Here is a 25854-nt window from a genome sequence, read left to right on the forward strand (position 1 = left end):
GTCAGCGGAATACGCCCACCGCCTCGGCCAGGCGAACGGTCTGCTGGTGCAGGCTTGCCGAGGCTGCCGCGCTCTGTTCCACCAGGGCCGCGTTCTGCTGGGTGATCGAGTCCAGATGGTTGACCGCATCGCCCACATGGGCGATGCCGCGGGTCTGCTCATTGGCGGCCGCGCTGATCTCGGCGATCAGATTGGAGACCTTGCGCACCTGGTCGACGATCTCGCCCATGGAGCTGCGGGCCTCGCCGACGATCTTGTGTCCGCCATTGACCTTGCTCACGCTGTCGTCGATCAGGCCCTTGATCTCCTTGGCTGCCACCGCGCTGCGCTGCGCCAGGCTACGCACCTCGCTGGCCACCACCGCGAAGCCGCGTCCATGCTCGCCGGCGCGTGCCGCCTCGACCGCTGCATTCAGGGCCAGGATATTGGTCTGGAAGGCGATGCTGTCGATCACGCCGATGATGTCGGCGATCTTGCCCGAGCTGGCGCTGATTTCGCTCATGGTGGCCACCACTTCGGAGACCGATTGGCCGCCGCGGGCCGCCGCCTCGCTGGCCGCCGCCGAGAGTTGGTTGGCCTGCTGGGCCGAGTTGGCCGTGCCGCTGACGGACTCGGTCATCTGCGTCATCGAGGATGAGGTTTGCTGCACGCTGGCAGCCGCCTGTTCGGTGCGGTTGCTGAGGTCGTCGTTGCCCTGAGCAATCTCGGTCACCGCATGCTGCACCGTGCGCACCTGTTCTGCGACATCGTCGATCAGCCAGCGGAACATCAGGCCCAGTTGGCTCACCGCACGCAAGCTCATGCCGATCTCGTCGACGCGCTCCATATGGGCGACGCTCTGGCTTTCACCAGTGGCGACCTTGAGGGCCTGGTTGCGCAGCTGCTCCAGCGGGCTGGCGATCTGGGCTTCCAGGAACCAACTGCCCAGCAGCGTGGCAAGAGTCATCAGCCCGATCATGGCGCCGGCCTTGCCGGCCGGCAGGTCCAGCAGCAGCGTTGCCAGGCCGCTGGAGCTCAGCAAGGCCACGAGCGCCCAGCGTATGCGCCAGCGCACCGACAGCGTCTTGAGCAGCGTGGTCCAGCCCAGCCAGCCCTTGCGCAGCAGCAGGCCCTTGTGCATGCGCAGATGCGAAGCGCGGCCTTCGCGCATCTCGCGGTGCAGTTGGTCAGCGGCCTTGATCTCCTCGCGGCTGGCTTTGGTGCGCACCGACATGTAGCCAACCTGCTGGCCGTTACGTACCACCGGCACGGCGTTGGCGCGCACCCAGTAGTGATCGCCGTTCTTGCGACGGTTCTTGACCAGGGCGGTCCAGGGCTCACCGTTCTTCAGCGTGGCCCACATGTCGGCAAAGGCCTCGCGCGGCATGTCGGGGTGGCGCACGATGTTGTGCGGCTGGCCCGCCAGCTCTTCGCGGGTGAAGCCGCTGACCTCGATGAAGGCGGCGTTCGCGTAGTTGATGTGGCTCTGCGTGTCCGTGGTGGACATCAGCGTCACGTTGTCGGGAAACTCGTACTCTCGCTGGGTAACCGGCTGGTTGTTGCGCATCGAGGCTCTCCTGTTGAGTCGGCCATCTGCTGACCGTCGTAGTGCATGTGTTTATTTGAAATAAGTGTATAAAATGAACAAAATGAATGCAAGCGGCCTGACTGCGACTGGCGTGCAATAGCGCACAGCCGACGGTTCCTGAGGGCCGTTGCAGCCGCCATGCCTGCCCTACAACGCTGAATGCCATGCTGTTGAAATCCATTCGCCAGTTGCTCGGCCCCGGCCTGTCCACCGAGTCCTTCGCGGCCTATCGGGGGCGGCAGTTCTTCAAGCGGCAGTTGCTGGCTTCGCTGCTGGTGCTGGCACCTCTGCTGGTTCTGCACAGCCTCTGGTTCTACGAGCGCGATCAGCAGCGGCGCGATGCCGAGGTCCGTTTGCTGGAGGAGGGTGCCAAGCAACTGGCGGAAAAGACCCGATTCACGATCGAACGGCTGGATCAGTTGTTGCGTTTCGTGGGGCAACGCGAAGAGGTGCGGAGAATGGACGTGGAGGGTTGCCAGACCCTGCTGCGCGGCCTGCCCAAGATCATTCCGCTGGTGGCCAATGTAGGGGTGGTGGATCTGGATGGTGGCCTGGTCTGCATGTCGCACGAAGGTGATGCGGCCAAGACCCGCTTCGCGGATCGGCCCTGGTTCCAGGAGGGCCTGCGCGTCGACGGTCTGCATGTCGGCAAGCCCTATGCTGGTGTCGTGACCCAGCGTCTGCAGTTCAATCTGGTGCGCCCCCTGCGGGATGGCGCTGGGCGACGCATAGGCCTGGTCACCGTCGCGGTCGACTTGCGGCAGTTCAACGAGCAGGTGCGGTCCCAGGCCCTGGCCGAGCGCGGCGGCGGCATCGTGCTAGTGACCGAGGACGGCTACATCTTCAACCGAAGTCCGGGACTGGAGGACTTTGTGGGCCAGCAGGTCCGTGCCGATGCCCTGCAGCTGGCCAAACAGTCCGTTGGCAAGATCTTTTATCCGCGCTCCCTGGACGGTGAGCCGCGCATGACTGCGGTGGTTCACCTGCCTGAGTACAAGCTGTACGCGATCACCGGGATCGCGACGCGCTACCTCGAAGAGGTGCGCCGCCAGGCGGCGCTGAGCGGCGGCGTGACGGTGCTCATGGCCATGTTGCTCGCGGCAATGACGGCCCTGTATGCCGCACGCTGGTTGACGCGCCCGCTCATGAGCCTGACGCAGAGTGTGCGTGCCTATGCGGCCGACCCTACCGCCGCGTTGGCGGACGAAAGCCTGACGGGCGAATTCGGGGAGCTGGCACGTGAGTTCAACCGCATGGTCGACGCGCGTGCCAAGGCGGCGCAGGCGCGCGAGGCGCAGGCGCTGGCGGAGGCTGCCAACGAGGCCAAGTCGCGCTTTTTGGCCAATATCAGCCACGAGGTGCGGACGCCGATGAATGCGGTGCTCGGGCTGACCCAGCTGACCCTGCGCACCGAGCTGGACGAGCAGCAGCGCAACTATCTGAACAAGACCCGCGAGGCGGCGGAAACACTGCTTAGCCTGCTGGATCAGTTGCTCGATCTCTCGCGCATCGAGGCGGGAAAGTTCCAGCTGGAGCAGCGTAGCTTCCGACTGGACGAGGTGCTGGACAGGCTGGTGCTGATGGTCGGTCAACAGGCCCATGACAAGCAGCTGACACTTCTTTATGAGCTGTCCTGCGAGCCCCTGCCTGCGGTGGTCGGCGATCCCTTGCGCTTGCTGCAGGTGTTGGTCAATCTGTGCGGCAATGCGATCAAGTTCACCGATCAAGGCATCGTGCAACTCAAGCTGGAACGCGTGCCCGTCGGCTCGGAGGCCTTGCAGCTGCGCTTTCGCATTACCGATACCGGCATCGGCATGAGCGAGCAAGAACTGCAGCGCGTTTTCGAACCCTTTGTACAGGCAGATGTCTCGATCACCCGGCGCTATGGTGGCAGCGGCCTGGGCCTGGCCATCAGCCGGCAGCTGGTCGAGTTGATGGGCGGGCAACTGAGCGCGCGCAGTGCCAGGGGGCAGGGCAGCGAGTTCACCTTCAGCCTTCGCCTGCCGCTGGCCGAGCGAGCCGTGCCGCCCCCGCCGCTGGCGGGGCTGGCGGGCTTGCGGGTTTTGGTGGTGGACCCGAATGCGCGCGTCCGCGCCATTCTGGCCACGCAGCTCGAAGAGCTGGGTTGCCGATCCATCACGCTGAGCGATGTCGACACGGCCTGGCGGGTGTGGCAGCACAGCGCGGCGGTTGCATCGTTCGATGTGATTTTGATCGACGTGGCACTCGCCCGACAGCCGGCTTGGAGTCAACTGCTGCGCGCCCATGGTGGCGAGTCTCGGCCGCGCATCGTGGCCCTGACCCGGCACGGCGACGAAGAGGCGCTACAGCAGCTGCGTCAACTGGGGTTGGATGCCTGCCTACCCAAGCCCTGGCGCCCAGCGAGTCTGGCGGCGCAATTGCAGGGCCGGTGCGAGCGGCCCGGCGCCATCGGGCCGGGTGATGGGCAGCTCAGCCAGGCGGCGCAGGACTGCCTTGCGCAACTGCGCGGTCGCCGGCTCCTGCTGGTCGAGGACAACGACTTCAACCAGCTGGTGGCAGGAGATCTGTTGCGCGAAATGGCCGGGATGGAAGTCAGCATCGCCGGCAACGGCGAGGACGCCTTGCAGCAGCTGGCTGAGCAGGTCTTCGACATCGTGCTGATGGACATTCAGATGCCCGGCATGGATGGCTATGAGGTGACCCGACGGATACGCAGCAATCCCGATCTGCGCGGCCTGCCGGTCATTGCGATGACGGCGCACGCCAGTCACCGAGACCGGGAGCTGACGCTGCTTGCGGGCATGAACGATCATGTCACCAAGCCCTTCGAGCCTGAGACCCTGCTTTGCACCCTGGCACACTGGCTGCAGATCCAGCGCAGCTAAGCCCGAACCTACGATGACGACCAACACCGACACGCTCTGCGTCGACACAGGACTGCGCCGCTGCTTCGGCAAGGCGAGCTTGTACCGTCAGTTGCTGCAACGCTATCTGAGCCAGCACGCCACCATGCCTGAGCAGCTGGCGGATATGTATGCGCGTGAGCCGGCGCTGGCGGCGCGCCAAGCGCACAGCCTGATCTCGACCGCCGGTAGCCTGGGGGCGCTGGGACTGTGCCAGTTGGCGGCGGCACTTGAGGCCGCCATTGAGCAGGGTCAGATGGAGCGGACGCTCGCGCTGATGCAGGCGCTGGCACTTGAGCACAATGCACTCTGCGTCGCCGCTGGGCGATATTTGTCCGCGCCTCACGCCTCTCCTTGATACCCATGCCGCGCACCGCCCCCCAACCCGATTCCACCAGCGCCTTGGCGCTGCCCGCGTCTTATTCGACCGCCGAGGTGGCGAATCGGCTCAGGGTCTCCATCCCTACCGTGCAGCGCTGGGTGGATCAAGGGCGGCTGAAGGCCTGGAAGACGCCTGGAGGACATCGTCGACTGGACGCGGACAGCGTCGAGCATTTCATTGCCGCTGCTGGCGGTGCCGAAGCGGCCTTGCCCAAGGGCCTGGCCGGGCAGCCGGCCAAGGTTCTGCTGGTGGAGGACAACCCGAGTGACCGCCTGCTGCTTGGCACTTTGGTCGAGCAGCTGTGGCCCGCCGCCCGGCTGATCGTCTGCGAAAACGGATTTCAGGGCCTGATGGCGCTGGGGCGGGAAGCTCCCGACGTGGTGCTCAGCGATATCGTGATGCCGGAGATGGACGGCATCGAGATGCTGCGCCAGATCAGCCAGTTAGCCGGACCTGCGCCGCGGCTGCTGGTGGCGATCTCGAGTCTGAGCGGCGCGCAGATTGCGCAGCTGGGTGGCCTGCCACCGAGGGTGTTGCGCGTGAGCAAACCGCTTGAGCCGGAGCTGGCGATGGCGGCGGTGGGCTCGGCGTGGCAGCAGGCCTGCTGAGTGATTTGTGAGCGCGATGCAGATGCACCATCCCACCCCCCAAGCCTTCATCGTCGATCTCGACGGCACCCTGGTCGATACCCTGGGTGACTTTGTGGCCGTGCTGCAGCGCGTGCTGGCGGAACTGGAGCTGCCCCTGGTGGGGCGCGAATTCGTCGAGCACACGGTGGGGCAGGGCAGTGAGCATCTGATCCGCAGCACCCTGGCCGAGGTGGGCGGCGCGCCCAGCCTCTACGACCCGGCGTGGCAGCTCTACCAGCGCTTTTACCGCGACATCAACGGCCAGCATGCCGAGGTCTTCCCGGGCGTGCGCGCGGGCCTGGACGCGCTCAAGGCCCTGGGCCTGCCGATGGCCTGCCTGACCAACAAGCCGGCCGCCTTCGCGCGCGAGCTGCTGGCGCGCAAGCAGCTCGCCGGCTATTTCAAGCTGGTGTTCGGTGGCGACGATTTCGAGCGCAAGAAGCCCGACCCCCTGCCCCTGCTGAAGACCTGCGAGGCCCTGGGCACCGCGCCGGCGCATACCTGGATGGTGGGCGACTCCAGCAACGATGCGCGCGCCGCGCGTGCCGCCGGTTGCCCGGTGGTGCTGCTGAGCCATGGCTACAACCATGGCCAGCCCATCCACGCAGTGGATGCCGATGCGGTGTTCGACTCGCTGGAGGAATTTCCGCGCTGGCTGGATGCGAAAGTCAGCCGCGACCCGAACGCTCGCGCTTGATACCCAGCAGGGCATCCTTGAGCTGCTCGTCGGCGGGCGACTTGCCGAGCCAGATCTTCAGCAGCACGTTGTAGAACTCGGCTTCCTTGATGGGCTCGCCCTGCACCTTGCCGTTCACATAGACCACCGTGCCGGTGCCAGGCACCCAGTCGACGCTGAAATGCTCGCCGGTGCTCATGCGCTTCTTACTGGAGAAGATTTCGGCCACGCGCAGCACGCCGTTGATGGCCTTGGAGAACTCCTCGCGTGTGGAGTTGTCTTCCATGCCCTTGGTGAAGAGCTTGCCGAGTTCGTTGCCGTCGATCTCGCGCAGCATCTGGATATGAAGGCGTTTGGCGCCCGTCGCGCCCAGCACGGCCTCGGGCGACGTGGCCTTGGCCGCCAGATAGAGGCCGGCGGTATAGACCTTGAAGAAGGCCTTGTAGCGGATGCCCGCGCCATTGAGCTGCAGCTTGGCGCCGCCGACCTCGGCCGTGGGCTCGTACTTGACCCCGGCCACCTCGACGTTTTGCGCCAGCGCGGTCAGGGGCAGGGCCATGGCCATCGCAGCCGCGGCCATGGAGGCCAGGATTACTCGTCGCATTTGTCTCGCTCCGTTCAGAGTCTGTCTACGCCTGGACCCAACGACCTGCAGGCTTGTGGGCCAAGTATCTGCCATCGACGCGCCTGCTGTGCATAGGGGCGACGCGTAAACCGTGCGAGCCGTGACCGCTGCTACACTTGGCCGCATCATGTTCATCACGCGCAAGCAGATCAAGGGGTCGAACGACCGGGGAGCCTGGCCCTGGCGTCGCCCCCACGACTTCGCCTGAAGCCGCTGCTGCTTGCTGTCTGCCGCCCGTTCCGGCCGGCCTAGATCCAAGACCTTATGCTTTGAGCCACCCCCGGCTTGGAGTGGCCGCAGCGCGGCAACCCTGAGACGGCGTGCGCCTGCCCGGTGCGCGCCCAGAAACGCAAGGTTTGAGCACGTGATCACCGAACTTGAATTCCAGAGCCTGGCCGCCCAGGGCTACAACCGCATCCCCCTCATCAGCGAGGCTTTTGCGGATCTCGAAACCCCGCTATCCCTCTACCTGAAGCTGTGCGCCGGTGCCGGCAATGGCCGCCACAGCTTCCTGCTGGAATCGGTGGTGGGCGGCGAGCGCTTCGGGCGCTACTCCTTCATCGGCCTGCCGGCGCGCACCGTGCTCAAGAGCAGCGGCCTGCGCACCGAGGTGCTGCGCGATGGCGTGGTGGTGGAGACGCACGAAGGCAATCCGCTCGATTTCATCGAGGCCTACCAGCAGCGCTTCAAGGTGGCGCTGCGCCCCGGCATGCCGCGCTTCTGCGGCGGCCTGGCTGGCTACTTCGGCTACGACGCGGTGCGCTATATCGAGCCCAAGCTGGCCAAGACGGCGAAGCCGGGCGGCCTGGACACGCCGGACGTGATGCTGCTGCAATGCGAGGAACTGGCCGTCATCGACAATCTCTCGGGCCGGCTCTACCTGATCGTCTATGCCGACCCGGGCCAGGCCGAGTCCTTCCACAAGGCCAAGAAGCGCCTCACCGAGCTGCGCGACAAGCTCACCTACAGCGTCTCCGCCCCCCAGGTCAAGCGTGGCCAGGCCCATCCGGTGCAGCGCGAATTCGCCAAGGCCGACTACCTGGACGCGGTGCTCAAGGCCAAGGAATACATCGCCGCCGGCGACATGATGCAGGTGCAGGTGGGCCAGCGCCTGTCCAAGCGCTACACCGAATCGCCGCTGAGCCTGTACCGCGCGCTGCGCTCGCTCAACCCCAGCCCCTACATGTATTTCTACGACATGGGGGAGTTCCAGATCGTCGGCGCCTCGCCCGAGATTCTGGTGCGCCAGGAGCGCACGCCGGTGGGCCAGAAGGTCACCATCCGGCCGCTGGCCGGCACGCGCCCGCGCGGCGCCACCCCCGAGCTGGACCTGGCCCTGGAAGCCGAGCTCAAGACCGACCCCAAGGAGCGTGCCGAGCACCTGATGCTGATCGACCTGGCGCGCAACGACATCGGCCGCATCGCCAAGACCGGCTCGGTCAAGGTCACCGACGCCTTCGTGGTGGAGCGCTACTCGCATGTGATGCACATCGTCAGCAATGTCGAGGGCGAGCTGAAGGACGGCATGAGCAGCCTGGACGTGTTCCGCGCCACCTTCCCGGCCGGCACGCTCACCGGCGCGCCCAAGATCCGCGCGATGGAAATCATCGACGAGCTCGAGCCGGTGAAGCGCGGCATCTATGGCGGCGCCTGCGGCTACCTCAGCTTTGCCGGCGACATGGACCTGGCCATCGCGATCCGCACCGGCATCGTGCAGGACCAGGTGCTCTATGTGCAGGCCGCGGCCGGCGTGGTGGCCGACTCCGTGCCCGAGCTGGAATGGCAGGAAACCGAGGCCAAGGCGCGCGCGCTGCTGCGTGCCGCCGAACTCGTTGAGGAGGGCTTCTAAATGCTCTTGATGATCGACAACTACGACAGCTTCACCTTCAACCTGGTGCAGTACTTCGGCGAGCTGGGTGCCGAGGTGCGCGTGGTGCGCAACGATGAGATCACGGTGGAGGAGATCGGTGCGCTGCAGCCGGACCAGCTGGTGTTTTCGCCCGGCCCCTGCTCGCCCGCCGAGGCCGGCATCTGTGTGGAGGCGATCCGCGCCTTCCAGGGCAAGCTGCCCATCCTGGGCGTGTGCCTGGGCCATCAAAGCATGGGCGCGGCGCTGGGCGGCAAGATCGTGCGCGCCAAGACCCAGATGCATGGCAAGGCCAGCACCATCACCACCGACCAGCAGGGCGTGTTCAAGGGCCTGCCGCGCGAGTTCAGCGTCATCCGCTACCACTCGCTGGTGATCGAGGAGGCCAGCCTGCCGGCGGTGCTGGACATCACCGCGCGCAGCGAGGACGGCGAGATCATGGGCGTGCGCCACCGCGAGCTGGCCGGCACGGCCACGCCGATGGAGGGGGTGCAGTTCCATCCCGAGTCCATCCTCAGCGAGCATGGCCATGCGATGTTGAAGAACTTCCTGCAGGGGGCGCTATGACCGTGGTTGATCTGCGCAGCGATACCGTCACCCAGCCGACGGCCGCGATGCGCGCCGCCATGCTGGCGGCGCCGCTGGGCGACGATGTGTTCGGCGACGACCCCAGCGTCAACGCCCTGCAGAGCGCCCTGGCCGAGCGCCTGGGTTTCGAGGCCGCGCTCTTCATGCCCACCGGCACGCAGAGCAATCTCTGTGCGCTGATGAGCCATTGCCAGCGCGGCGACGAGTACCTGGTGGGCCAGTTCGCCCATACCTATCGCTGGGAGGGTGGCGGCGCGGCGGTGCTGGGCTCGATCCAGCCGCAACCGCTGCCGCACCAGGCCGATGGCTCGCTCGCCCTGGCCGACATCGAGGCCAATATCAAGCCGGACGACGCCCATTTCGCGCGCACAAGGCTCTTGACGCTGGAGAACACCATCGGCGGCAAGGTGCTGCCGCTGGCCTATCTCTCGGCGGCCTCGCATTTGGCGCTGGGCAAGGGCTTGTCGCGACATCTGGACGGCGCGCGCCTGTTCAATGCCGCCGTGGCCTTGGGTGGGGACCCCTACCAGGCGGCGCGCCAGATCTGCAGCCATTTCGACAGCGTCTCGGTGTGCTTCTCCAAGGGCCTGGGTGCCCCGGTGGGCTCGGTGCTGTGCGGCAGCCGCGACTTCATTGCGCGCGCGCACCGCTGGCGCAAGATGGCCGGTGGCGGCATGCGCCAGGCCGGCGTGCTGGGCGCGGCGGCCCAGCATGCGCTGGACCATCATGTGGCGCGCCTGGCCGATGACCATGCGCTGGCGCAGCGCCTGGCCGCCGGCCTGCAGGGCCTGCCCGGCGTGACGGTGGAGGCCCCGCAGACCAATATCGTGTTCGTGGATGTGGCGGGCCCGTCGCAAGAACGGGCGGCCGGCGTGATTCCGCACCTGAAGTCGCGCGGCGTGCTGGCCACCGGCCTGTATCGCCTGCGTTTCGTGACCCATCTGGATGTGGATGCGGCCGGCGTGGACCGTGCCATCGCCGCCATGCGTGACTATTTCGGAGCCTGATATGCCGATCACCGACAACGAAGCCCTGACCCGCGTCATCGAGCACCGCGAGATCTTCCACGACGAGATGCTCACTCTGATGCGCCGCATCATGAGCGGCGAGATGTCGCCGGTGATGTCGGCGGCGCTGCTGATCGGCCTGCGCGTCAAGAAGGAGACCATCGGCGAGATCACTGCGGCGGCCCAGGTGATGCGCGAGCTCTCCAACAAGGTGCCCGTGCCGCCCTCGCCGCATCTGGTGGACGTGGTGGGCACCGGCGGCGATGGCGCCCATACCTTCAACATCTCCACCTGCTCGATGTTCGTGGCCGCGGCCGCTGGCGCGCAGATCGCCAAGCATGGCAACCGCAGCGTTTCCAGCAAGACCGGCAGCGCCGATGTGCTGGAAGCCCTGGGCGCCAACATCATGCTGACGCCGGCCCAGGTGGCCGAGAGCGTGCTGCAGACCGGCATCGGCTTCATGTTCGCGCCCAACCACCATCCGGCCATGAAGAACATCGCGCCGGTGCGGCGCGAGCTGGGCGTGCGCACCATCTTCAACATCCTGGGCCCGCTCACCAACCCGGCCGATGCCAAGAACATCCTGATGGGCGTGTTCCACCCGGATCTGGTGGGCATCCAGGTGCGCGTGATGCAGCGTCTGGGTGCCGAGCATGCGGTGGTGGTCTATGGCAAGGATGGCATGGACGAGATCTCGCTGGGCGCCGCCACCCTGGTGGGCGAGCTGAAGAACGGCGAGGTGCGCGAGTACGAGATCCACCCGGAGGACTTCGGTCTGGCCATGGTCAGCAACCGCAGCCTCAAGGTGGCCGGCCCGGAAGAGTCGCGCGTGATGCTGCTGGGCGCGCTGGCCGACGAGCCCGGCGCTGCGCGCGACATCGTGCTGCTGAACGCCGGCGCCACGCTCTATGCCGCCAACGTGGTGGGCAGCATTGGCGACGGCATCGCCAAGGCACGCCAGGCCATCAGCAGCGGCGCCGCGCGCGCCAAGCTCGACCAGTTCGTGGCCACCACCCAGGCCCTGGGGAAGAAGGCCTGAAAACCATGTCGGACATCCTGAACAAGATCAACGCCGTCAAGCATGAGGAAGTGGCCGCCGCCAAGGCGCGCCGCTCGCTCGCCAGCCTGCGCGAGGAGGCCGAGGCGCTGCATGACACCCGTGGCTTTGAAGCCGCGTTGCGCGCCAAGATCGCCGCCGGCCAGAGCGCCGTGATCGCCGAGATTAAAAAAGCCAGCCCCAGCAAGGGCGTGCTGCGCGCGGATTTCCGCCCGGCCGAGATTGCGCTGAGCTATGCGAAACATGGCGCGGCCTGCCTGAGCGTGCTGACGGATGAGCGCTTTTTCCAGGGCTCGGTGGCCTATCTGCAGCAGGCGCGCGCCGCCTGTGCGCTGCCGGTGCTGCGCAAGGATTTCCTGGTGGACGAGTACCAGGTCTACGAGGCGCGCGCCATGGGCGCCGATGCCATCCTGCTGATCGCCGCCAGCCTGGACGACGCCTTGATGGCCGATCTGGAGGCCTGCGCCCTGGGCCTGGGCCTGGACGTGCTGGTGGAGGTGCACGACGGCGCCGAGCTGGAGCGCGCCCTGCGCCTGAAGACGCCGCTGCTGGGTATCAACAACCGCAATCTGCGCAGCTTCGAGGTGACGCTGCAGACCACGCTGGGCCTGCTGGACCGCGTGCCCGCGGAGCGGCTGCTGGTGACCGAATCCGGCATCCTGGGCCGCGCCGATGTGCAGACCATGCGGGCCGCCCGGGTCAACGCCTTCCTGGTGGGCGAGGCCTTCATGCGCGCGCCCGATCCGGGCGCGGCGCTGGCCGAACTGTTCGCGGCCTGATGGCTTCGCTGACCGACGCGCTGCGCGGCGCCACGCTGGATGCCGGCTGGCAGGCGCCGCTGGACGCCTGGCTGGCGAGCCCCGCCGGCCGCGATGTGCTGGCGCATCTGCAGGCCCGTGAGGCGGCCGGCGCCACCATCTACCCGCCCGATCCGCTGCGCGCGCTGCGCCTTACGCCGCTCGCCCAGGTGCGCGTCGTGATCCTCGGCCAGGACCCTTATCACGGCCCGGGTCAGGCCGAGGGCCTGGCCTTCTCGGTGCCCGATGGCAACAAGCTGCCGCCCAGCCTGCGCAATATCTTCAAGGAGCTGCAGCGCGATCTGGGGCAGCCTCCGCCCATGAGCGCCCACCTCGGGCCCTGGGCCGCGCAGGGCGTGCTCTTGCTCAACACCTGCCTGACGGTGGAAGACGGCGCGCCCGCCAGCCACGCCAAGATCGGCAAGGCAGGCGGCTGGGAGGCGCTGACCGACGCGCTGATACGCGCCGCGGCCGCCGACCCCGCGCCCAAGGTCTTCATGCTCTGGGGCGCCCATGCCCAGGCCAAGGCGCCCTTGATCGCCGCGGCCGGCCCGGCGCAGCTGGTCCTCACGGCCAACCATCCCTCGCCGCTGTCGGCCACCCGGCCCCCAGCGCCCTTTATCGGCTGCGGGCATTTTTCCGAGGCGGCGGCCTGGCTGGCGGCGCGGGGCCGGCACATCGCCTGGTAGCCCGCTGGCCTTGCCCGGGGGAGGGTTTGCGATAGGTTAAGTCCAGTGACGTACCAATTGACGCTTTATCGTCTTTGGTACTAAACTGGTATTAACATGAATCGCCCCAACTCCCCGGCCGCACGGCCCGGCCTTTCCCCCGCCACGGCGCCCCTGAACCAGGTGCGCTATCTGGTCGGCGTGGATGGCGGCGGTACCGGCACGCGGGTGCGTTTGAGCGAGCGCTCGGGCCGTATTCTGGGGCAAGGCGAGTCCGGCCCCTCGGCGCTGGGGCAGGGGGTCGAGCAGGCCTGGCGCCATGTGCAGGAGGCGCTGGCCTTGGCGGCCGTGCAGGCCGGGCTGGCGCCGCTGGATCTGAGCCAGGTGGCGATCGGCCTGGGCCTCTCGGGAGCCAATCTGATCGAGGCGGTGGCCGAGTTCCACGCCCAGCAGCCCGGCTATGCCCTGGTGGCGCTGGACAACGATGGCTTCACCTCGGTGCTGGGTGCGCATGGTGGCCGGCCGGGCGGCGTGATCGCGGCCGGCACCGGCGCGGTGGGCGAGGCCTTGCGCGCCGACGGTTCGCGCGTGTGCATCAGTGGCTGGGGCTGGATCAGCGGCGACGAGGGCAGTGGTGCCTGGCTGGGGCTGAAGGCGATGCGCCACGCCCAGCAGGCGCTGGACGGCCGCGCCGTGCCCGGCGCACTGGCGCGCGCGGTATGGGCGGTGGCCGGCCAGGAGCGCCACACCATCCTGGCCTGGTGCGCCAAGGCCGGCCAGCATGGCTACGCCACGCTCGCGCCGCTGGTGTTCGAGGCCGCGCCCGACGATGGCGTGGCCCGGGCCTTCCTGGCCGAGGCCGTGGCCGAGCTGGAGAGCCTGGCGCGCGCGCTGGACCCGAGCGAGCAGCTACCCCTGGCCTTGAGCGGCAGCATCGCGCTGCGCTTGCGCGAAAAATTCTCAGGCAATATGCGTGCCCGTTGTGTCGAGCCGCAAGGCGACTCGGCCGATGGCGCACTGCTGCTGGTACGCAGTGCACTCAACTCAGAACCGGGTGTGTGATGTCGACCAAACTGCCGTTCCAATTCAAGCCTGACGCCGAAGCCGCCTCGCCGCTGTACATGCAGCTGGCCCACAAGCTGGCCCAGGCGATCCGCGAGGGCCAATACCAGGCCGACGAGGCCCTGCCCTCGGAGCGCGTGCTGTCCGAGGCGCTGGACCTCTCGCGCGTGACCGCCCGCAAGGCGATCGACCGCCTGGTGGAGCAGGGGCTCATCATCCGCAAGCGCGGCAGCGGCAACTACATCGCGCCCAAGCTGGAGCAGCCGCTCTCGCGCCTCACCAGCTTCTCGGAAGAGCTGCACCAGCGCGGCTTCCAGCCCAGCTCGCGCTGGCTGCTGCGTGGCTTTGCGATGGCCGCGCCCGACGAGCAGCTCTCGCTGGGCCTGGTGACGGGCCAGCGCGTGGCGCGCCTGGAGCGCCTGCGCCTGGCCGACCGGGTGGTAATGGCCTATGAGGTCAGCGTGCTGCCCGAGGCGGTGCTGCCCGACCCGGAGGCGGTGGACAGCTCGCTCTATGAGCATCTCTCGCAGGGTGCTGGTGCGCCGGCGCGCGCGCTGCAACATATTCGTGCCATCAATGCGGATACCAAGCTGGCCGGCCTGCTGGAAGTTCCAGTCGGCCAGGCGGTCTTGTTCATCACGCGGGTGGGCTATCTGGAGTCGGGTCAGGCGGTGGAGCTGACCCATTCGTATTGCCGCAGCGATTACTACGACTTCGTGGCGGAGATGAGGCGTGACGGATGAGCAAGGTTGAAGGGTTTGTTCTGACGCCGCAGGGCTTCGTCCGCGGCGCGCTGGAACAGACCGATGGGCGCATCACGCGCATCACGGGCGAGGCAGTCAGCGAGTCCGAGGTGCGCAACGGCAAGCAAGACCTGCCCCTGGTGCTGCCCGGCTTCATCGACATTCACGTGCACGGCGGCGGTGGCCGCGACACCATGGAAGGCGGCGATGCCGCCGCGCAGATCGCACGCCTGCATGTGCGCCATGGCACCACGGCCCTGCTGGCCACCACCATGACGGCGCCGCTGGATGAGATCCGCGCCGCGCTTGCCGCCCTCGGCCCGGCCTGCCATAGCCGCGTCTCGCAGGGGGCACGCATCCTCGGCGTGCATCTCGAGGGCCCCTACATCAACCCCGGCAAGCTGGGCGCACAGCCCGACTTTGCCAAGCCCGCCAGCATCGAGGAAATCCAGGCGCTGAGCGCGCTGGCACCGATCCGCCTGATCACGCTGGCGCCCGAGCTGCCCGGCAATCTGGAGCTGATCACGGCGCTGCGCGCGGCCGGCTTCCAGGTGCAGATCGGCCACACCCTGGGCACTTACGAGGACGGCGTGGCCGCACTCGAACGCGGCGCCGGCGGCTTCACCCATCTCTTCAACGCGATGACCGGCCTGCACCACCGCGAGCCCGGCATGGTGGGCGCGGCGCTGGCGCACGCGCGCTATGCCGAGATCATCCCGGACCTGCTGCATGTGCACGAGGGCGCCGTCAAGGTGGCCCTGCGCGCCATCCCCTGCATGTTCTGCGTCACCGATTCGACCGCCGCCGCGGGCATGCCCGACGGCGATTACCAGCTGGGCCGCCACACCGTCACCAAGTGCATGGGAGGCGTGCGCCTGCCCGATGGCACCCTGGCCGGCAGCACCCTGACGATGGACCAGGCGCTGCGCAATCTGGTGGACCTGGGGCTGGAGATCGCGGACGCCTCGCGGCGCGTCTCCAGCTACGCGGCCGAATACATGGGCTTGAGCGAACGTGGCCAGCTGGCCGTGGGCGCCTGGGCGGATCTGGTGGTGATGGACCGTGACTTGCAGCTGCAACGCGTGGTCGTTGAAGGGGAAGAGATTGACCTCGCGAATGTATGAGGAGTGCCTGAGCGCTCCGGCCGTGGTGGCGCGCCAGCTGGCCGCTGATCAAAATGCTTATGCCGCCCTGGGCACGGCGCTGCGCGACAAGCCGCCCACCTCGCTCTTGACGGTGGCGCGCGGCAGCTCGGACCATGCCGCCCACTACATGGCCTATCTGATGATGGCGCGCCTGGGCCGCCTGGTGACCTCGCTGCCGATGTCGCTGATCACCCTGTACCAGAGCAAGATCGCCTGTGAGGGCCTGGTCTCGCTGGCCTTCTCGCAATCGGGCCAGAGCCCCGATCTGGTGGCGCCGACGAAGTTCTTCCGCGCCGGTGGCGCCCGCACCGTGGCCTTCGTGAATGCCGAGGGCTCGCCGCTGGCCGAGGCCGCCGAGCATGTGTTCCCGCTGCATGCCGGCGTGGAGCAGAGCGTGGCCGCCACCAAGAGCTATATCGCCCAGCTGGTGGCCGGCGCCCGCGTGGTGGCCGCCTGGAGCGAGGACGAAGACCTGCAGGCCGCGCTGCAGCAGCTGCCGCAGGCCTTGGAGCAAGCCTCTGCCAAGCGTTGGGATGTGGCGGTGGACGCGCTCAAGGACGCCGACCGCCTGTTCGTGATCGGCCGTGGCACCAGCCTGGCCGTGGCCATGGAAGCGGCGCTCAAGTTCAAGGAAACCTGCGGCATCCAGGCCGAGGCCTTCTCGGGCGCCGAGGTCAAGCACGGGCCGATGGCGCTGGTGGACGAAGGCTATCCGCTGCTGGTGTTCGCGCCGCGCGGCCCGGCCCAGGCCGGCCTGCTGGCCCTGGCCGATGAAATGCGCGGCCGCGGCGCGCGCGTGCTGCTGGCCGCGCCCGAGGGCACGCCGGGCGCCGAGCTGCCCCTTGCCTGCACCGGCAACGAGGATCTGGATGCGATCGCCGCGGTGCAGAGCTTCTACCCCATGGTGGAGGCGCTGGCGCGCGCACGCGGGCTGAACCCCGACCAGCCGCGCCATCTGGCCAAGGTTACGAAGACGCACTGATTAAGGTTCATCGCCCATGTCCAAGGCATTTCATCCGGGCCAGTTGGTGATGGTGGACATCCAGGGCAAGCGCCTGGATGCCGAGACCGCCGCCTTTTTGCGCCGCCACCAGATCCGCGCCGTCTGTCTGTTCCGCAAGAACCTCGGCACCGAGGCCGAGGTGCAGCAGCTCACCCGCGACCTGCGCGAGGTGATGGGCCCCGAGGCCCTGATCGGCCTGGACCAGGAGGGCGGCTCGGTGGTGCGTGCCACCTTCCTGCCGCAAGCGCCCTCGGCCATGGCGCTGGGCGCGGCCGACGACGAGGACCTGGCCGAAAGCGTGGGGGCGGCCGTGGCGCGCGGTCTACGCAGTATCGGCATCAACTGGAACTTCGCGCCGGTGCTGGACATCAACAACAACCCGGCCAACCCGGTGATCGCCGAGCGCAGCTTCTCCGAGGACGCCGATGACGTGACCCGCCTGGCGGGGGCCTGGATGCGCGGCTCGCTGCGCGCGGGTGTGGCCTGCTGCGTCAAGCATTTCCCTGGCCATGGCGACACCCATGTGGACTCGCACCTGGCCCTGCCAACGGTGGACAAGAGCCGTGCCGAACTCGACGCGCTGGAGCTGCGGCCCTTCAAGGCCTTCTGTCACAAGCCCGGTGAGGCGGCACCCGCGGTGATGACGGCGCACATCGTCTATCCGCAGATCGACCCCGAGCATCCGGCCACCCTGTCCACCAAGATCCTGGGCGACATCCTGCGCCGCGAGTGGGGCTACGAGGGCGTGGTGATCACCGATGCGCTGATGATGAAGGCCATCTTCGAGCGCTACGGCTATGCGCGCGCCGCGGTGCTGGCGATCCAGGCCGGTGCCGACATGATCCTGGCCCAGGGCTCGCTGGACGAGCAGGGCCAGTCCATCGCCGCCCTGGAGGCCGCGTTTGCGCGCGGCGAGCTGAGCCAGGCGCAGGGCGAGCGCGCCCGCGCCCGCCTCGATGCGCTGGCGCGTGCCTACCCGGTGCAACATGCCGGCTACGCCGGCGCGCAGCGTGCGGACGACGACGCCCTGATGCGTTGCGCCTGGGCGCGTGGCCTGACGCTGCTGCGTGGCGCCCAGGCGCCCGACCTGCAGGCGCCGCTGCGCGTGTATGTGCAGGGTCAGGTGCCCACCGACGGTGTCTCCGAGGCCGGCCCCACGGGCGCCCAGGTGGCCGCGCTGTTCGACGGCTTTGCCGATGCCGAGGTGCTGGTGCTGCAGGACATCGCCACGCTCGATTGGGCCCGGGTGCCGCAGGACGGCCGCAAGACCGTGATCGCCTCCACCCAGCGCGCCCGCTATGACGAGCTTGGGGGCCTGGCCCAGGGCTGGCGGCCGGATCTGCACCTGGTGCTGTGGAACCCCTTCCAGGCCCTGGACGTGCAGGCGCCCACCGTGATCACCTGGGGCTATGCCGATGGCGCGCTGGAAGGGCTGAAGCAATGGCTGGAAGGCCGGGCCCCGGCCACGGCGCAATCGCCCGTGACCCTGAACTGAACGCCGCACAGCAACGCCAGGAGACTTCATGTCCAGCCGCCCCACTCTTGCGCCGATGCGCTGGATTCCCAGCCTGTACTTTGTGCAGGGCATGCAGTTCTTCGTGGTGATGCTGATCGCCGGCCTGATGTTCAAGAACATGGGCGTGGCCAATGACCAGATCGCGCGCTGGACTGGCGTGTTGGGCCTGGCCTGGGCCTTCAAGCCGCTGTGGAGCCCCTTCCTGGAACTGGCGCGCAGCAAGAAACTGATCGTGGTGGCAATGCAGTTCACCGGTGCGGTGGGCCTGGGCCTGATGGCGCTGGCGCTGCAACTGCCGATGTACTTCGCCGCCAGCATCGCGGTGCTGTTCCTGCTGGCCTATGCCTCGGCCACGCACGACATCGCCTGCGACGGCCTCTACATGGCGGCCCTGGACAGCAAGCAGCAGGCGGCCTATGCGGGCTGGCAGGGCGCGTTCTTCAACGCCTCCAAATTCCTCACCCTGGGTGGCCTGCTGGTGCTGGCCGGGCATCTGGAGAAGAGCCTGGGGGTGTTCAATGCCTGGTCCATCATCTTCGCCGCGCTGGCCCTGCTGCTGGCCTTGCTGGCGGCCTACAACGCCTACGCGCTGCCGGGCACGCTCAACACCGAGCATGCGGACCTGACGGTGAGCAGCGTGTTCGCCACGCTCAAGGAGGTGGTGGCCGATTTCCTCAGCAAGCCCGGCATCTGGCTGGCGATCCTCTTCATCGTGCTGTTCCGCTTCGGCGAGGGGCAGGTGCAGACCATCGGCCCGCTGTTCCTGATCGAGGCACGCGACAAGGGTGGTTTGGGGCTCAGCACCGAGCAGGTGGGCGGCATCTATGGCACGGCGGGTACCGCGGCCTTCCTGGTGGGCAGCATTCTGGGCGGTTATTTCACCTCCTGGCTGAGCCTGAAGCGCGCCATGCCCATGCTGATCCTGGCGATGGCAGTGCCCAACGCGGTGTTCTACTACCTCAGCGCCAGCCTGCCCACCGATCTGTTCCACATCGGTGCGGCCATCAGCGTGGAGATGTTCGGCTACGGCTTCGGCTTCGTCGGCATGATTCTCTACATCATGCAGGCGGTGGCGCCGGGCCGCTACCAGACCGCGCATTACGCGCTGGGCTCGGGCGTGATGCAGCTGGGCTTCATCTTCTCCAAGACCATCAGCGGCGACATCCAGCTGGCGATGGGCTACCAGAGCTTCTTCCTCTGGACCATCGCCTGCGGCCTGCCGGCGCTGCTGCTGATGTTTTTTGTAAAGATTCCGGCGACGGCGTCGCCGGCCACCAGCAGCTGAGCCATGCGCAGACGGTTGCTGGCCATGGGCCTGGGTCTGGCGGCGCTCTCGGCCCATGCCGCCGAGCGCTTTTTCGACGACTTCAGCTACGCCGACCTGCAGCAGCTGCGTGCCGGCGGCTGGACCCCGCGCACCCAGGCCGGCCACCCGGGCGTGGAGGGCGCGAGCTGGAGCGAGCAACAGCTGCAGCTGCTGGCCGATCCGGCCCAGCGCGGCAACCGCCTGCTGCGCCTCAGCGCCAGCACCGATGGCAGCGGCGCGGGCACACGCCAGGCCCAGCTGTGCCACCAGCGCAAATACCTGGAGGGCACCTATGCCGCACGCGTGCGCTTCAGCGATGCGCCGACGCAGGGCATCGATGGCGACCCCGTCATCCAGACTTTTTACGCGGTCACGCCGCTGCGCTTCGACTACGACCCCGAGTTCAGCGAGCTGGACTGGGAGTACCTGCCCAATGGCGGCTGGGGCAGCGCGCAGACGCGGCTCTATGGCATCGCCTGGCAGACCGTGCAGCTCAATCCCTGGAAGAGCTACAACCAGGCGCATGAGGAGTTCGGCAGCCTGCAGGGTTGGCATCAGCTGATGATGCAGGTGGGCGATGGCCAGGTGCGGCTGTTCCTGGACGGGCGCCAGATCGCCCAGCATGGCGGGCGCAACGTTCCCGTGTCGCCGATGTCCATCAACTTCAATCTCTGGTTCTCGCCCGGCGGGCTCTTGCCCAGCAGCGCCGCGCCGCGCGTCTACGAGCAGGACGTGGACTGGGTGTTCCATGCGCGCAAGGAGCTGCTGAGCCCGGCTCAGGTGGAGGCGGCGGTGGCGGCCTATCGCGCGGCCGGCCAGGCGCGGGTGGACGGCGTGCCGGCCGCGCAGCCGGCGCTGCCCAGCCCCTGCGATTTCTGATTCCGGGTCTGAGGAGGCCCGTCCCTCATGCATCAGCAAAAGCGTCTGGCGTCGGTGGATGCCCTGCGAGGCCTGACGGTGGCGGCGATGCTGCTCGTCAACAACCCGGGCGACTGGGGCCATGTGTTCTGGCCCCTGGAGCATGCCGAGTGGCATGGCTGCACGCCCACCGACCTGATCTTTCCCTTCTTCCTCTTCATCGTCGGCGTGTCGCTGTCGCTGGCGCTAGGGCCGCGCCTCGACGCGGGGGCGGCGCCGGGGCCGCTGCTGCGCGGCGCCCTGCAGCGTGCCGGCCGCATCATGGCGCTGGGCCTGCTCCTGCACCTGCTGGCCTGGTGGCTGATGCACAAGCCCGAGTTCCGCGTCATGGGGGTCTTGCAGCGCATTGCCCTGTGCTTCGGCTTTGCCGCGCTGCTGGCCTGCGGCTGGCGGTCCGCCAAGGCGCAGTGGGCCTTGCTGCTGGCGCTGCTGCTGGGCTATGGCGGCTTGCTGCTGGGCGCCGGCGATCTGAGCAAGGCCGGCAATATCGCGTCCTGGCTGGACACGCAGCTGCTGTGGCGCTTCGCCTACGAGTGGGATGCCGGCACGGGCCGCGCACATGACCCCGAAGGTCTGCTCAGCACGCTGGGCGCGCTGGCCACCACCTTGCTGGGCTTGCGCGCGGGTGCCTGGCTGCGCCGCGGTGCGCGGCGCGAGCTGTGCTGGCTGGCGGCCGGTAGCCTCCTGTTGGGGGCCCTGGCCACGGCATGGCTGCCCTGGAACAAGCAGCTCTGGACCCCCAGCTTCGTGCTGTGGACCGGCGGCTGGGCCACCGCGGCCCTGCTGCTGGCCCACCAGCTGGTGGACCGGCTGCAATGGCGCCCGCTGGGGCGCGCCTTCGGCGTGAATGCCATCGCCGCCTATGCGGGCGCCTGGATGTGCACGGTGCTGCTGGAGGGCCTGGGCTGGATGGCGCCCCTGTATGCCGCCGGCTTTGGCTGGCTGGCTCGGCTCGCCGGGCCGAGCATGGCGTCGCTGGCCTTCGCGCTGGTCTTCGTGGCCGTCTGGGCGCTGATCGTCCGTTGGCTCGATCGTCGCGGCTGGTACTTCAAGGTCTAGCCAGGCAAGCAGGCCGCGCTTGTACGATCTGCCGGCGCACTGAAAGAAATGAAGGATCTCCCGCATGAGCCAGCGCTTTGCCGTTCGCATGCCACCCGATGTCCGCTCGGTGCGGATCGGCGATCACGAGGTCGTCTTCATCGACGACTTTCTGGAGGACCCGGACGCGCTGCATGCGCAGGCGCTTGAACAGCGCTTCCAGCCTTATCCGGGCGTGCGCGAGCACAAGGGCTACCCGGGCGTGCGCGCCGAGGCGCCCGGCGATTACACCCACCATCTGGTGGCACTGGTGGAGCCGCTGATACGCATCAACTTCGGTGTGCCCGAGGCGCTGCCGCTGCGCAAGAGCATGTGCGCGTTCTCGCTCATCACCGCGGCGCCCGGGCAGCTGGGGCCGCTGCAGCGCACGCCGCATTTCGATGCCAGCACGCCTCATCACATGGCGGTGCTGCTCTATCTGTGTGGCGAGCAGCATGGCGGCACCGGCTTCTACCGGCACAAGGCCACCGGCATCCAGCGCGTGACGCCCGACAACCGGGATCGCTACCTCGATGCCTACCAGCAGGAGCTCGCACGGCGGCCGCCCAGGCCGCGCTACTTCGCTGACTCCGACGAGCATTTCGAGCTGCTGGGCATGATGCCGGCACGCCGCAACCGGCTCGTCGTCTATCCCGGCAGCCTGCTGCACAGCGCGTGCATCAATCCGGCCATCAGCCTCTCGGACGATCCGCGCAGCGGCCGCCTGACGGTCAATTCCTTTTTCGACTTTGGTTTGATACCAGCGCCGATGTGACGAAAAAAAGCCCGGCAGTTGCCGGGCTTTTGCATTCGGTCAGCGACCGATCAGAACTTGGCGCTCAGGCCGAGGCGGTAGGTGGTCTCGCCCTGGAAGGACCAGGCCGGGAAGCCGGCGCGCAGCGGATCCTTGATGCTCGTGTTGGAGGCATCGGCGGCGCCGTACTGCACGTCGTCCTGCTTGAGCAGGTTGATGACTTCCAGCGACAGCTTCAGGTTCTTGTTGATGTTCCAGCCGAAACTTGCATCCAGCGTGCCGTAGGCATCGTGCATGCGGTTGCCGTACCAGAAGGCGCCTTCGCGAATCATGTACTTCGAGCGCCAGTTGTAGGCCAGGCGGCCGGAGTAGGTTTCGTTCTCGTAGTAGCCGACCAGGTTGACGTTGTGCTTCGAGGCCTGGGTGAAGATGCCGAGGTTGTCGATGTAGCTGCTGGCCGGTGCGGTGCCTTCGGTGAAGGTGTAGTTGGCAATCACGCCATAGCCGTTGTTGAAGGCATGGTTGGCCTGCAGTTCCAGACCGCGGATGCGACCGCCGCCGGCGTTCACGAAGCTCTGCACCGTCCAGTTGTCCAGCTTGGACACCGGATCCACCAAGCCCACCTTCTGGTTGTTCTTGACCTCCGCGGTGATGAAGTTGGAGATGTCCTTGCTGAAGAAGGTGGCCGACAGCAGGTTGCCCTTGCCGTAGTAGTACTCCACACCGATGTCGGCGTTGCTGGACTTCATCGGCTTGAGCGACACGCTGCCGTTGGTCCAGGTCTCGTTGCCGACGCGGTCATCGTTGTAGCCCGACACCGTCACGCCGAACATATTGGCAAAGTTCGGGCGTGTGATGGTTTGCGAGGCGGCGACGCGCAGCACCATGTTGCGGCTCAGGTCGAAGGCCAGGTTGGCGCTGGGCAGCACGTCGTTGTAGCTGGACTTCTTGGTGGCGGTGTTGCGGCCCCAGTTGAGGTTGCCCGAGTAATCGCCGGCGGCCAGCGGCGTGCCGTCGAAGGCATAGCCGGTGCTCTTCACATCGGTGGAGATGTAGCGCAGGCCGAAGTTGCCGCGCATGTTCTGCGCGTCGAACTCAAGCATGCCGTAGGCCGACTTGTTCTTCTCGTTCAGCTCGCTGAAGCCGGAGCGGTCCTCGATCCAGGAGGCGATGTTCTTGTTGGTGTTGGCGATCATCGCGCCGATGTTGGGGCGCGGCACGTCCCAGCCACCCACGCCCACCGAGCCGCTGTAGAGGCTGGCGGTGTCGACCGGTGCAATCGTCGAGTTCCAGACCGGGCGGAAGGTGCGCTTCTCGAAGGTGTGGTCGGCCATGCGGATGCCGGTCTTGAACGAGGAGATCGCGCCCCAGGCCAGGTCGAAGGTGGCGTCCAGCTGGGCGAACTTCTCCTGATCCTTGTTCGGACCCTGCGACGAGGCCCAGGTCTCCGGCGAGCTCTGCTTGGGCAGGGCGCTCACGCCGAACGATTGATCCTTGCTGGGGCTCAGGACGATCTGCTTGCCGGTGGCATCGATGGTGCCCTGCCACTTGGCCGGCGTATCCCACCAGCCGTAGGCGTAGTTGGTGGTCAGCGAGGTGCCGCCCTTGGCCTTGGTGCTGCCGGCGACCAGGTCGAACTTGGCGCCATCGACGCGGTAGTGGCCGTCGAAGGTGACGCTGTCCGAGGTCATGGCTGCGGCGCGGGCCCAGTTCTGGAAGAACTGGTTCATCAGCGGCTTGGCGGCCGTGGTGGTGCTGTGCAGGCACACGCCGTTGGGGTTGAAGTCGGACTTCACGGCGGTATTGCGCTGGTCGCAGTTGGCGTCGTGGAAGATGTAGTCGCTGCTGTTCGAGTTGTCAGCGCCCAGCTTCAGGTGCAGGACATTGAGGCCCAGCTCCAGGCCGTCGATCGGCTTGGCTTGCAGGATGACATTGACGGCATCGCGCTTGCGATCCTGCACGAAGGCGGTCGGCGCGACGTCCGAGGACCAGCGGCTGTCAGCCTCGATGCCCTGGCGGATGTAGGCGCCTTCCGAATGGCCGCCGGCGATCAGCGCGCCGAAACGGCGGCTCTGGTCGCGCCAGCTGTAGAGGCCGGAGACTTCCTTCTCGTCATCGCTGATCGTGCCCTTGCCGTACTTCACGCTGGCGAAGGCGGTGCCGGCCGCCATGTCCAGCGGCTTGCGGGTCTTCACGATCACGGTGCCGCCGATGCCGCCTTCGGTCAGGTCGGCCTGGGAGGACTTGTAGACCTCCATGCCGCCGATCAACTCGGGGGGCAGCAGGGAATAGTTGAACGAACGGTCGATGTCCATCTGGTCGTACCAGCCGGTGGACGCGACGGTCTGGCCGTTCAGCGTGGTGTAGGTCATCTGCGGGTCGGAGCCGCGGATCGACACCGAGGCGCCCTGGCCGAAGGCACGACCCACCGAGACGCCGGGGATGCGGCCCAGCGATTGGCCGACGTCGGAGTCGGGGAGCTTGCCCACATCTTCCGCGGACACGGCGTCGACGACCGCGCTGGCGTTCTTCTTGATGTTGACCGCGGTCTCCAGCGAGGCGCGAATGCCGGTGACAACCACCTGATCCAGCTGCGCCGCCTCAGCCTTCTTGTCGGCCTGTTGGGCTTGCGCGCCAAAGGCGGCACCAAGCAGGGTGATCGTCACCGCTGCCGCGATAGGGGTCTTTCTGACCTTCATGAACTGCTCCTCGATATGGCCGTTGGCTTCGTGCTCGGCCTGTTGAGACTCGGAGCCAAGGCGCATCACCGTGTGAGCGGCATGCGCCTGGCGCCTCGAAATGCAATGCAAATGCAACCAATGCCATGCCACTATAGCCATCAGTAGTGCCACTTTGCTACCACTTTTAGGGGCGTGTTTTCCCTGCTGTGGTGAGCCTGCAATAGCGATTAAGACGCAAATCTGGCCGTTATTGGGGCTACAGGTACGGCATGCCCCGTGATGGTGGTGGCCGGGCTTGGTAGTAAATTGGTATCTATCGACGTCTGCGAAAGCGGGAGATTGCTCCATCGGGCCGTGCGCATGCCATCCCGGCGCAGCGGGCGAGCCGCTTCTTGGGGTCCGCTGCGCTGGATGTCGAAAATTGTTTGCGGCCCAAAAATGCTGTGCTATAGTTGCGGGCTTGCCTCGGAGGGGTGGCCGAGTGGTTAAAGGCAGCAGACTGTAAATCTGCCCGCTAACGCGTACGCTGGTTCGAATCCAGCCTCCTCCACCAAGGCAAACGACAATTCAAGCGATTGAAGCTTGTTTGGCGCAAGGGTCGAAGGGCCTGAGCGATGAGCAAGTGATACTCCCGGGCGGGAGTAGTTCAATGGTAGAACCTTAGCCTTCCAAGCTAATGACACGGGTTCGATTCCCGTTTCCCGCTCCAGTCGGCTTGCTTGGAAGGTGAATGTGTCGGCACTGGTTTGTTGATCTGTGGTCAATAAACCTGTGTCGATGCCCATGTGGCTCAGTGGTAGAGCACTCCCTTGGTAAGGGAGAGGTCACGCGTTCGATCCGCGTCATGGGCACCACCTCTTTTCTTCTTCCCCTTCTCTGATCTGATCGCCAGGAGCGCAAG

General features: G+C 67.1%; 22 protein-coding genes, 3 tRNA genes and 1 pseudogene. 22 read left to right on the top strand and 4 right to left on the bottom strand.

The features are described from left to right. Position 1 precedes the first annotated feature (1 nt). Complete coding sequence (locus PFX98_RS10025) at positions 2-1213, bottom strand: methyl-accepting chemotaxis protein (RefSeq protein ID WP_425334696.1); 1212 nt, start codon at positions 1211-1213, stop codon at positions 2-4. Positions 1214-1264: 51 nt separating this feature from the next. After that, positions 1265-1546: pseudogene (locus PFX98_RS24720) on the bottom strand (PAS domain-containing protein); the annotation flags it as partial. 185 nt (positions 1547-1731) lie between these two features. Between PFX98_RS24720 and PFX98_RS10030 the strand changes: the two are divergent. Genes PFX98_RS10030 through gph form a run of 4 tightly spaced genes read left to right on the top strand, consistent with a single transcriptional unit; the run spans position 1732 to position 6160 of the window. Next, the gene (locus PFX98_RS10030; protein ID WP_285235061.1) at positions 1732-4434 is read left to right on the top strand and encodes a hybrid sensor histidine kinase/response regulator; all 2703 of its coding nucleotides are present in this window, start codon (positions 1732-1734) and stop codon (positions 4432-4434) included. A 13-nt stretch (positions 4435-4447) separates the two neighbouring features. Then, complete coding sequence (locus PFX98_RS10035; RefSeq protein WP_285235062.1) at positions 4448-4810, top strand: Hpt domain-containing protein; 363 nt, start codon at positions 4448-4450, stop codon at positions 4808-4810. 5 nt (positions 4811-4815) lie between these two features. Next, positions 4816-5442, top strand: coding sequence for an excisionase family DNA-binding protein (locus tag PFX98_RS10040; RefSeq protein ID WP_285235063.1), 627 nt, complete (start codon positions 4816-4818; stop codon positions 5440-5442). A gap of 16 nt (positions 5443-5458) precedes the next feature. Beyond that, positions 5459-6160 carry a phosphoglycolate phosphatase gene (gph, locus tag PFX98_RS10045; protein ID WP_285235566.1) on the top strand — a complete coding sequence of 234 codons (702 nt, stop codon included), beginning with the start codon at positions 5459-5461 and terminating at the stop codon, positions 6158-6160. Here gph and PFX98_RS10050 read toward each other — a convergent pair. Continuing rightward, complete coding sequence (locus PFX98_RS10050; protein WP_285235064.1) at positions 6132-6743, bottom strand: chalcone isomerase family protein; 612 nt, start codon at positions 6741-6743, stop codon at positions 6132-6134. The two genes, gph and PFX98_RS10050, sit on opposite strands and share 29 nt — an antisense overlap. A 385-nt stretch (positions 6744-7128) precedes the next feature. Here PFX98_RS10050 and trpE point away from each other — a divergent pair, with 385 nt between their 5' ends. The 15 genes from trpE to PFX98_RS10125 all read left to right on the top strand — a co-directional run bounded on the left by trpE (position 7129) and on the right by PFX98_RS10125 (position 22293). Continuing rightward, complete coding sequence (gene trpE, locus PFX98_RS10055) at positions 7129-8613, top strand: anthranilate synthase component I (protein WP_285235065.1); 1485 nt, start codon at positions 7129-7131, stop codon at positions 8611-8613. After that, the gene (locus tag PFX98_RS10060) at positions 8614-9198 is read left to right on the top strand and encodes an anthranilate synthase component II (RefSeq protein ID WP_285235066.1); all 585 of its coding nucleotides are present in this window, start codon (positions 8614-8616) and stop codon (positions 9196-9198) included. Continuing rightward, positions 9195-10226: a low-specificity L-threonine aldolase gene (gene ltaE, locus PFX98_RS10065; RefSeq protein WP_285235067.1), complete on the top strand. Its 1032-nt coding sequence runs from the start codon at positions 9195-9197 to the stop codon at positions 10224-10226. Before PFX98_RS10060 ends, ltaE begins: the two co-directional genes overlap by 4 nt. A 1-nt stretch (position 10227) precedes the next feature. Continuing rightward, positions 10228-11265 carry an anthranilate phosphoribosyltransferase gene (gene trpD, locus PFX98_RS10070; RefSeq protein WP_285235068.1) on the top strand — a complete coding sequence of 346 codons (1038 nt, stop codon included), beginning with the start codon at positions 10228-10230 and terminating at the stop codon, positions 11263-11265. 5 nt (positions 11266-11270) lie between these two features. After that, entirely contained in the window at positions 11271-12062 is a 792-nt protein-coding gene (gene trpC, locus PFX98_RS10075; protein WP_285235069.1) for an indole-3-glycerol phosphate synthase TrpC, read from the top strand. Next, positions 12062-12769 carry a uracil-DNA glycosylase gene (locus PFX98_RS10080; RefSeq protein ID WP_285235070.1) on the top strand — a complete coding sequence of 236 codons (708 nt, stop codon included), beginning with the start codon at positions 12062-12064 and terminating at the stop codon, positions 12767-12769. Before trpC ends, PFX98_RS10080 begins: the two co-directional genes overlap by 1 nt. Positions 12770-12865: 96 nt before the next feature. Next, complete coding sequence (locus PFX98_RS10085) at positions 12866-13810, top strand: glucosamine kinase nucleotide-binding domain-containing protein (RefSeq protein ID WP_285235071.1); 945 nt, start codon at positions 12866-12868, stop codon at positions 13808-13810. Then, entirely contained in the window at positions 13810-14553 is a 744-nt protein-coding gene (locus tag PFX98_RS10090) for a GntR family transcriptional regulator (RefSeq protein ID WP_285235072.1), read from the top strand. Before PFX98_RS10085 ends, PFX98_RS10090 begins: the two co-directional genes overlap by 1 nt. Further along, entirely contained in the window at positions 14550-15677 is a 1128-nt protein-coding gene (gene nagA, locus PFX98_RS10095) for an N-acetylglucosamine-6-phosphate deacetylase (RefSeq protein WP_285235073.1), read from the top strand. The genes PFX98_RS10090 and nagA overlap by 4 nt, the downstream gene beginning before the upstream one ends. Then, positions 15670-16680 carry an SIS domain-containing protein gene (locus tag PFX98_RS10100; RefSeq protein ID WP_285235074.1) on the top strand — a complete coding sequence of 337 codons (1011 nt, stop codon included), beginning with the start codon at positions 15670-15672 and terminating at the stop codon, positions 16678-16680. Before nagA ends, PFX98_RS10100 begins: the two co-directional genes overlap by 8 nt. Before the next feature lie 16 nt (positions 16681-16696). Beyond that, positions 16697-18196 carry a beta-N-acetylhexosaminidase gene (gene nagZ, locus PFX98_RS10105; RefSeq protein ID WP_285235075.1) on the top strand — a complete coding sequence of 500 codons (1500 nt, stop codon included), beginning with the start codon at positions 16697-16699 and terminating at the stop codon, positions 18194-18196. Positions 18197-18224: 28 nt separating this feature from the next. After that, entirely contained in the window at positions 18225-19502 is a 1278-nt protein-coding gene (locus PFX98_RS10110) for an MFS transporter (protein ID WP_285235076.1), read from the top strand. A gap of 3 nt (positions 19503-19505) precedes the next feature. Further along, the gene (locus PFX98_RS10115; RefSeq protein ID WP_285235077.1) at positions 19506-20402 is read left to right on the top strand and encodes a glycoside hydrolase family 16 protein; all 897 of its coding nucleotides are present in this window, start codon (positions 19506-19508) and stop codon (positions 20400-20402) included. Positions 20403-20429: 27 nt separating this feature from the next. Continuing rightward, positions 20430-21500, top strand: coding sequence for an acyltransferase family protein (locus tag PFX98_RS10120; RefSeq protein WP_285235078.1), 1071 nt, complete (start codon positions 20430-20432; stop codon positions 21498-21500). A 64-nt stretch (positions 21501-21564) separates the two neighbouring features. Next, entirely contained in the window at positions 21565-22293 is a 729-nt protein-coding gene (locus PFX98_RS10125) for a DUF6445 family protein (RefSeq protein WP_285235079.1), read from the top strand. A 50-nt stretch (positions 22294-22343) separates the two neighbouring features. Here PFX98_RS10125 and PFX98_RS10130 read toward each other — a convergent pair whose 3' ends face one another. Further along, positions 22344-24971, bottom strand: coding sequence for a TonB-dependent receptor (locus PFX98_RS10130; RefSeq protein ID WP_285235080.1), 2628 nt, complete (start codon positions 24969-24971; stop codon positions 22344-22346). 449 nt (positions 24972-25420) lie between these two features. On the opposite strand from PFX98_RS10130, the gene PFX98_RS10135 reads away from it, so the two are divergent. The 3 genes from PFX98_RS10135 (at position 25421) to PFX98_RS10145 (ending at position 25807) form a co-directional block, all read left to right on the top strand. Continuing rightward, a tRNA-Tyr gene (locus tag PFX98_RS10135) sits at positions 25421-25506 on the top strand. Positions 25507-25588: 82 nt separating this feature from the next. Continuing rightward, positions 25589-25662, top strand: a tRNA-Gly gene (locus PFX98_RS10140). Between the two features lie 70 nt (positions 25663-25732). Further along, positions 25733-25807, top strand: a tRNA-Thr gene (locus tag PFX98_RS10145). The last annotated feature ends 47 nt before the right edge of the window (positions 25808-25854 follow it).

The sequence above is a fragment of the Paucibacter sediminis genome, assembly GCF_030254645.1.
In the GTDB taxonomy this organism is placed as follows: domain Bacteria; phylum Pseudomonadota; class Gammaproteobacteria; order Burkholderiales; family Burkholderiaceae_C; genus Paucibacter_B; species Paucibacter_B sediminis.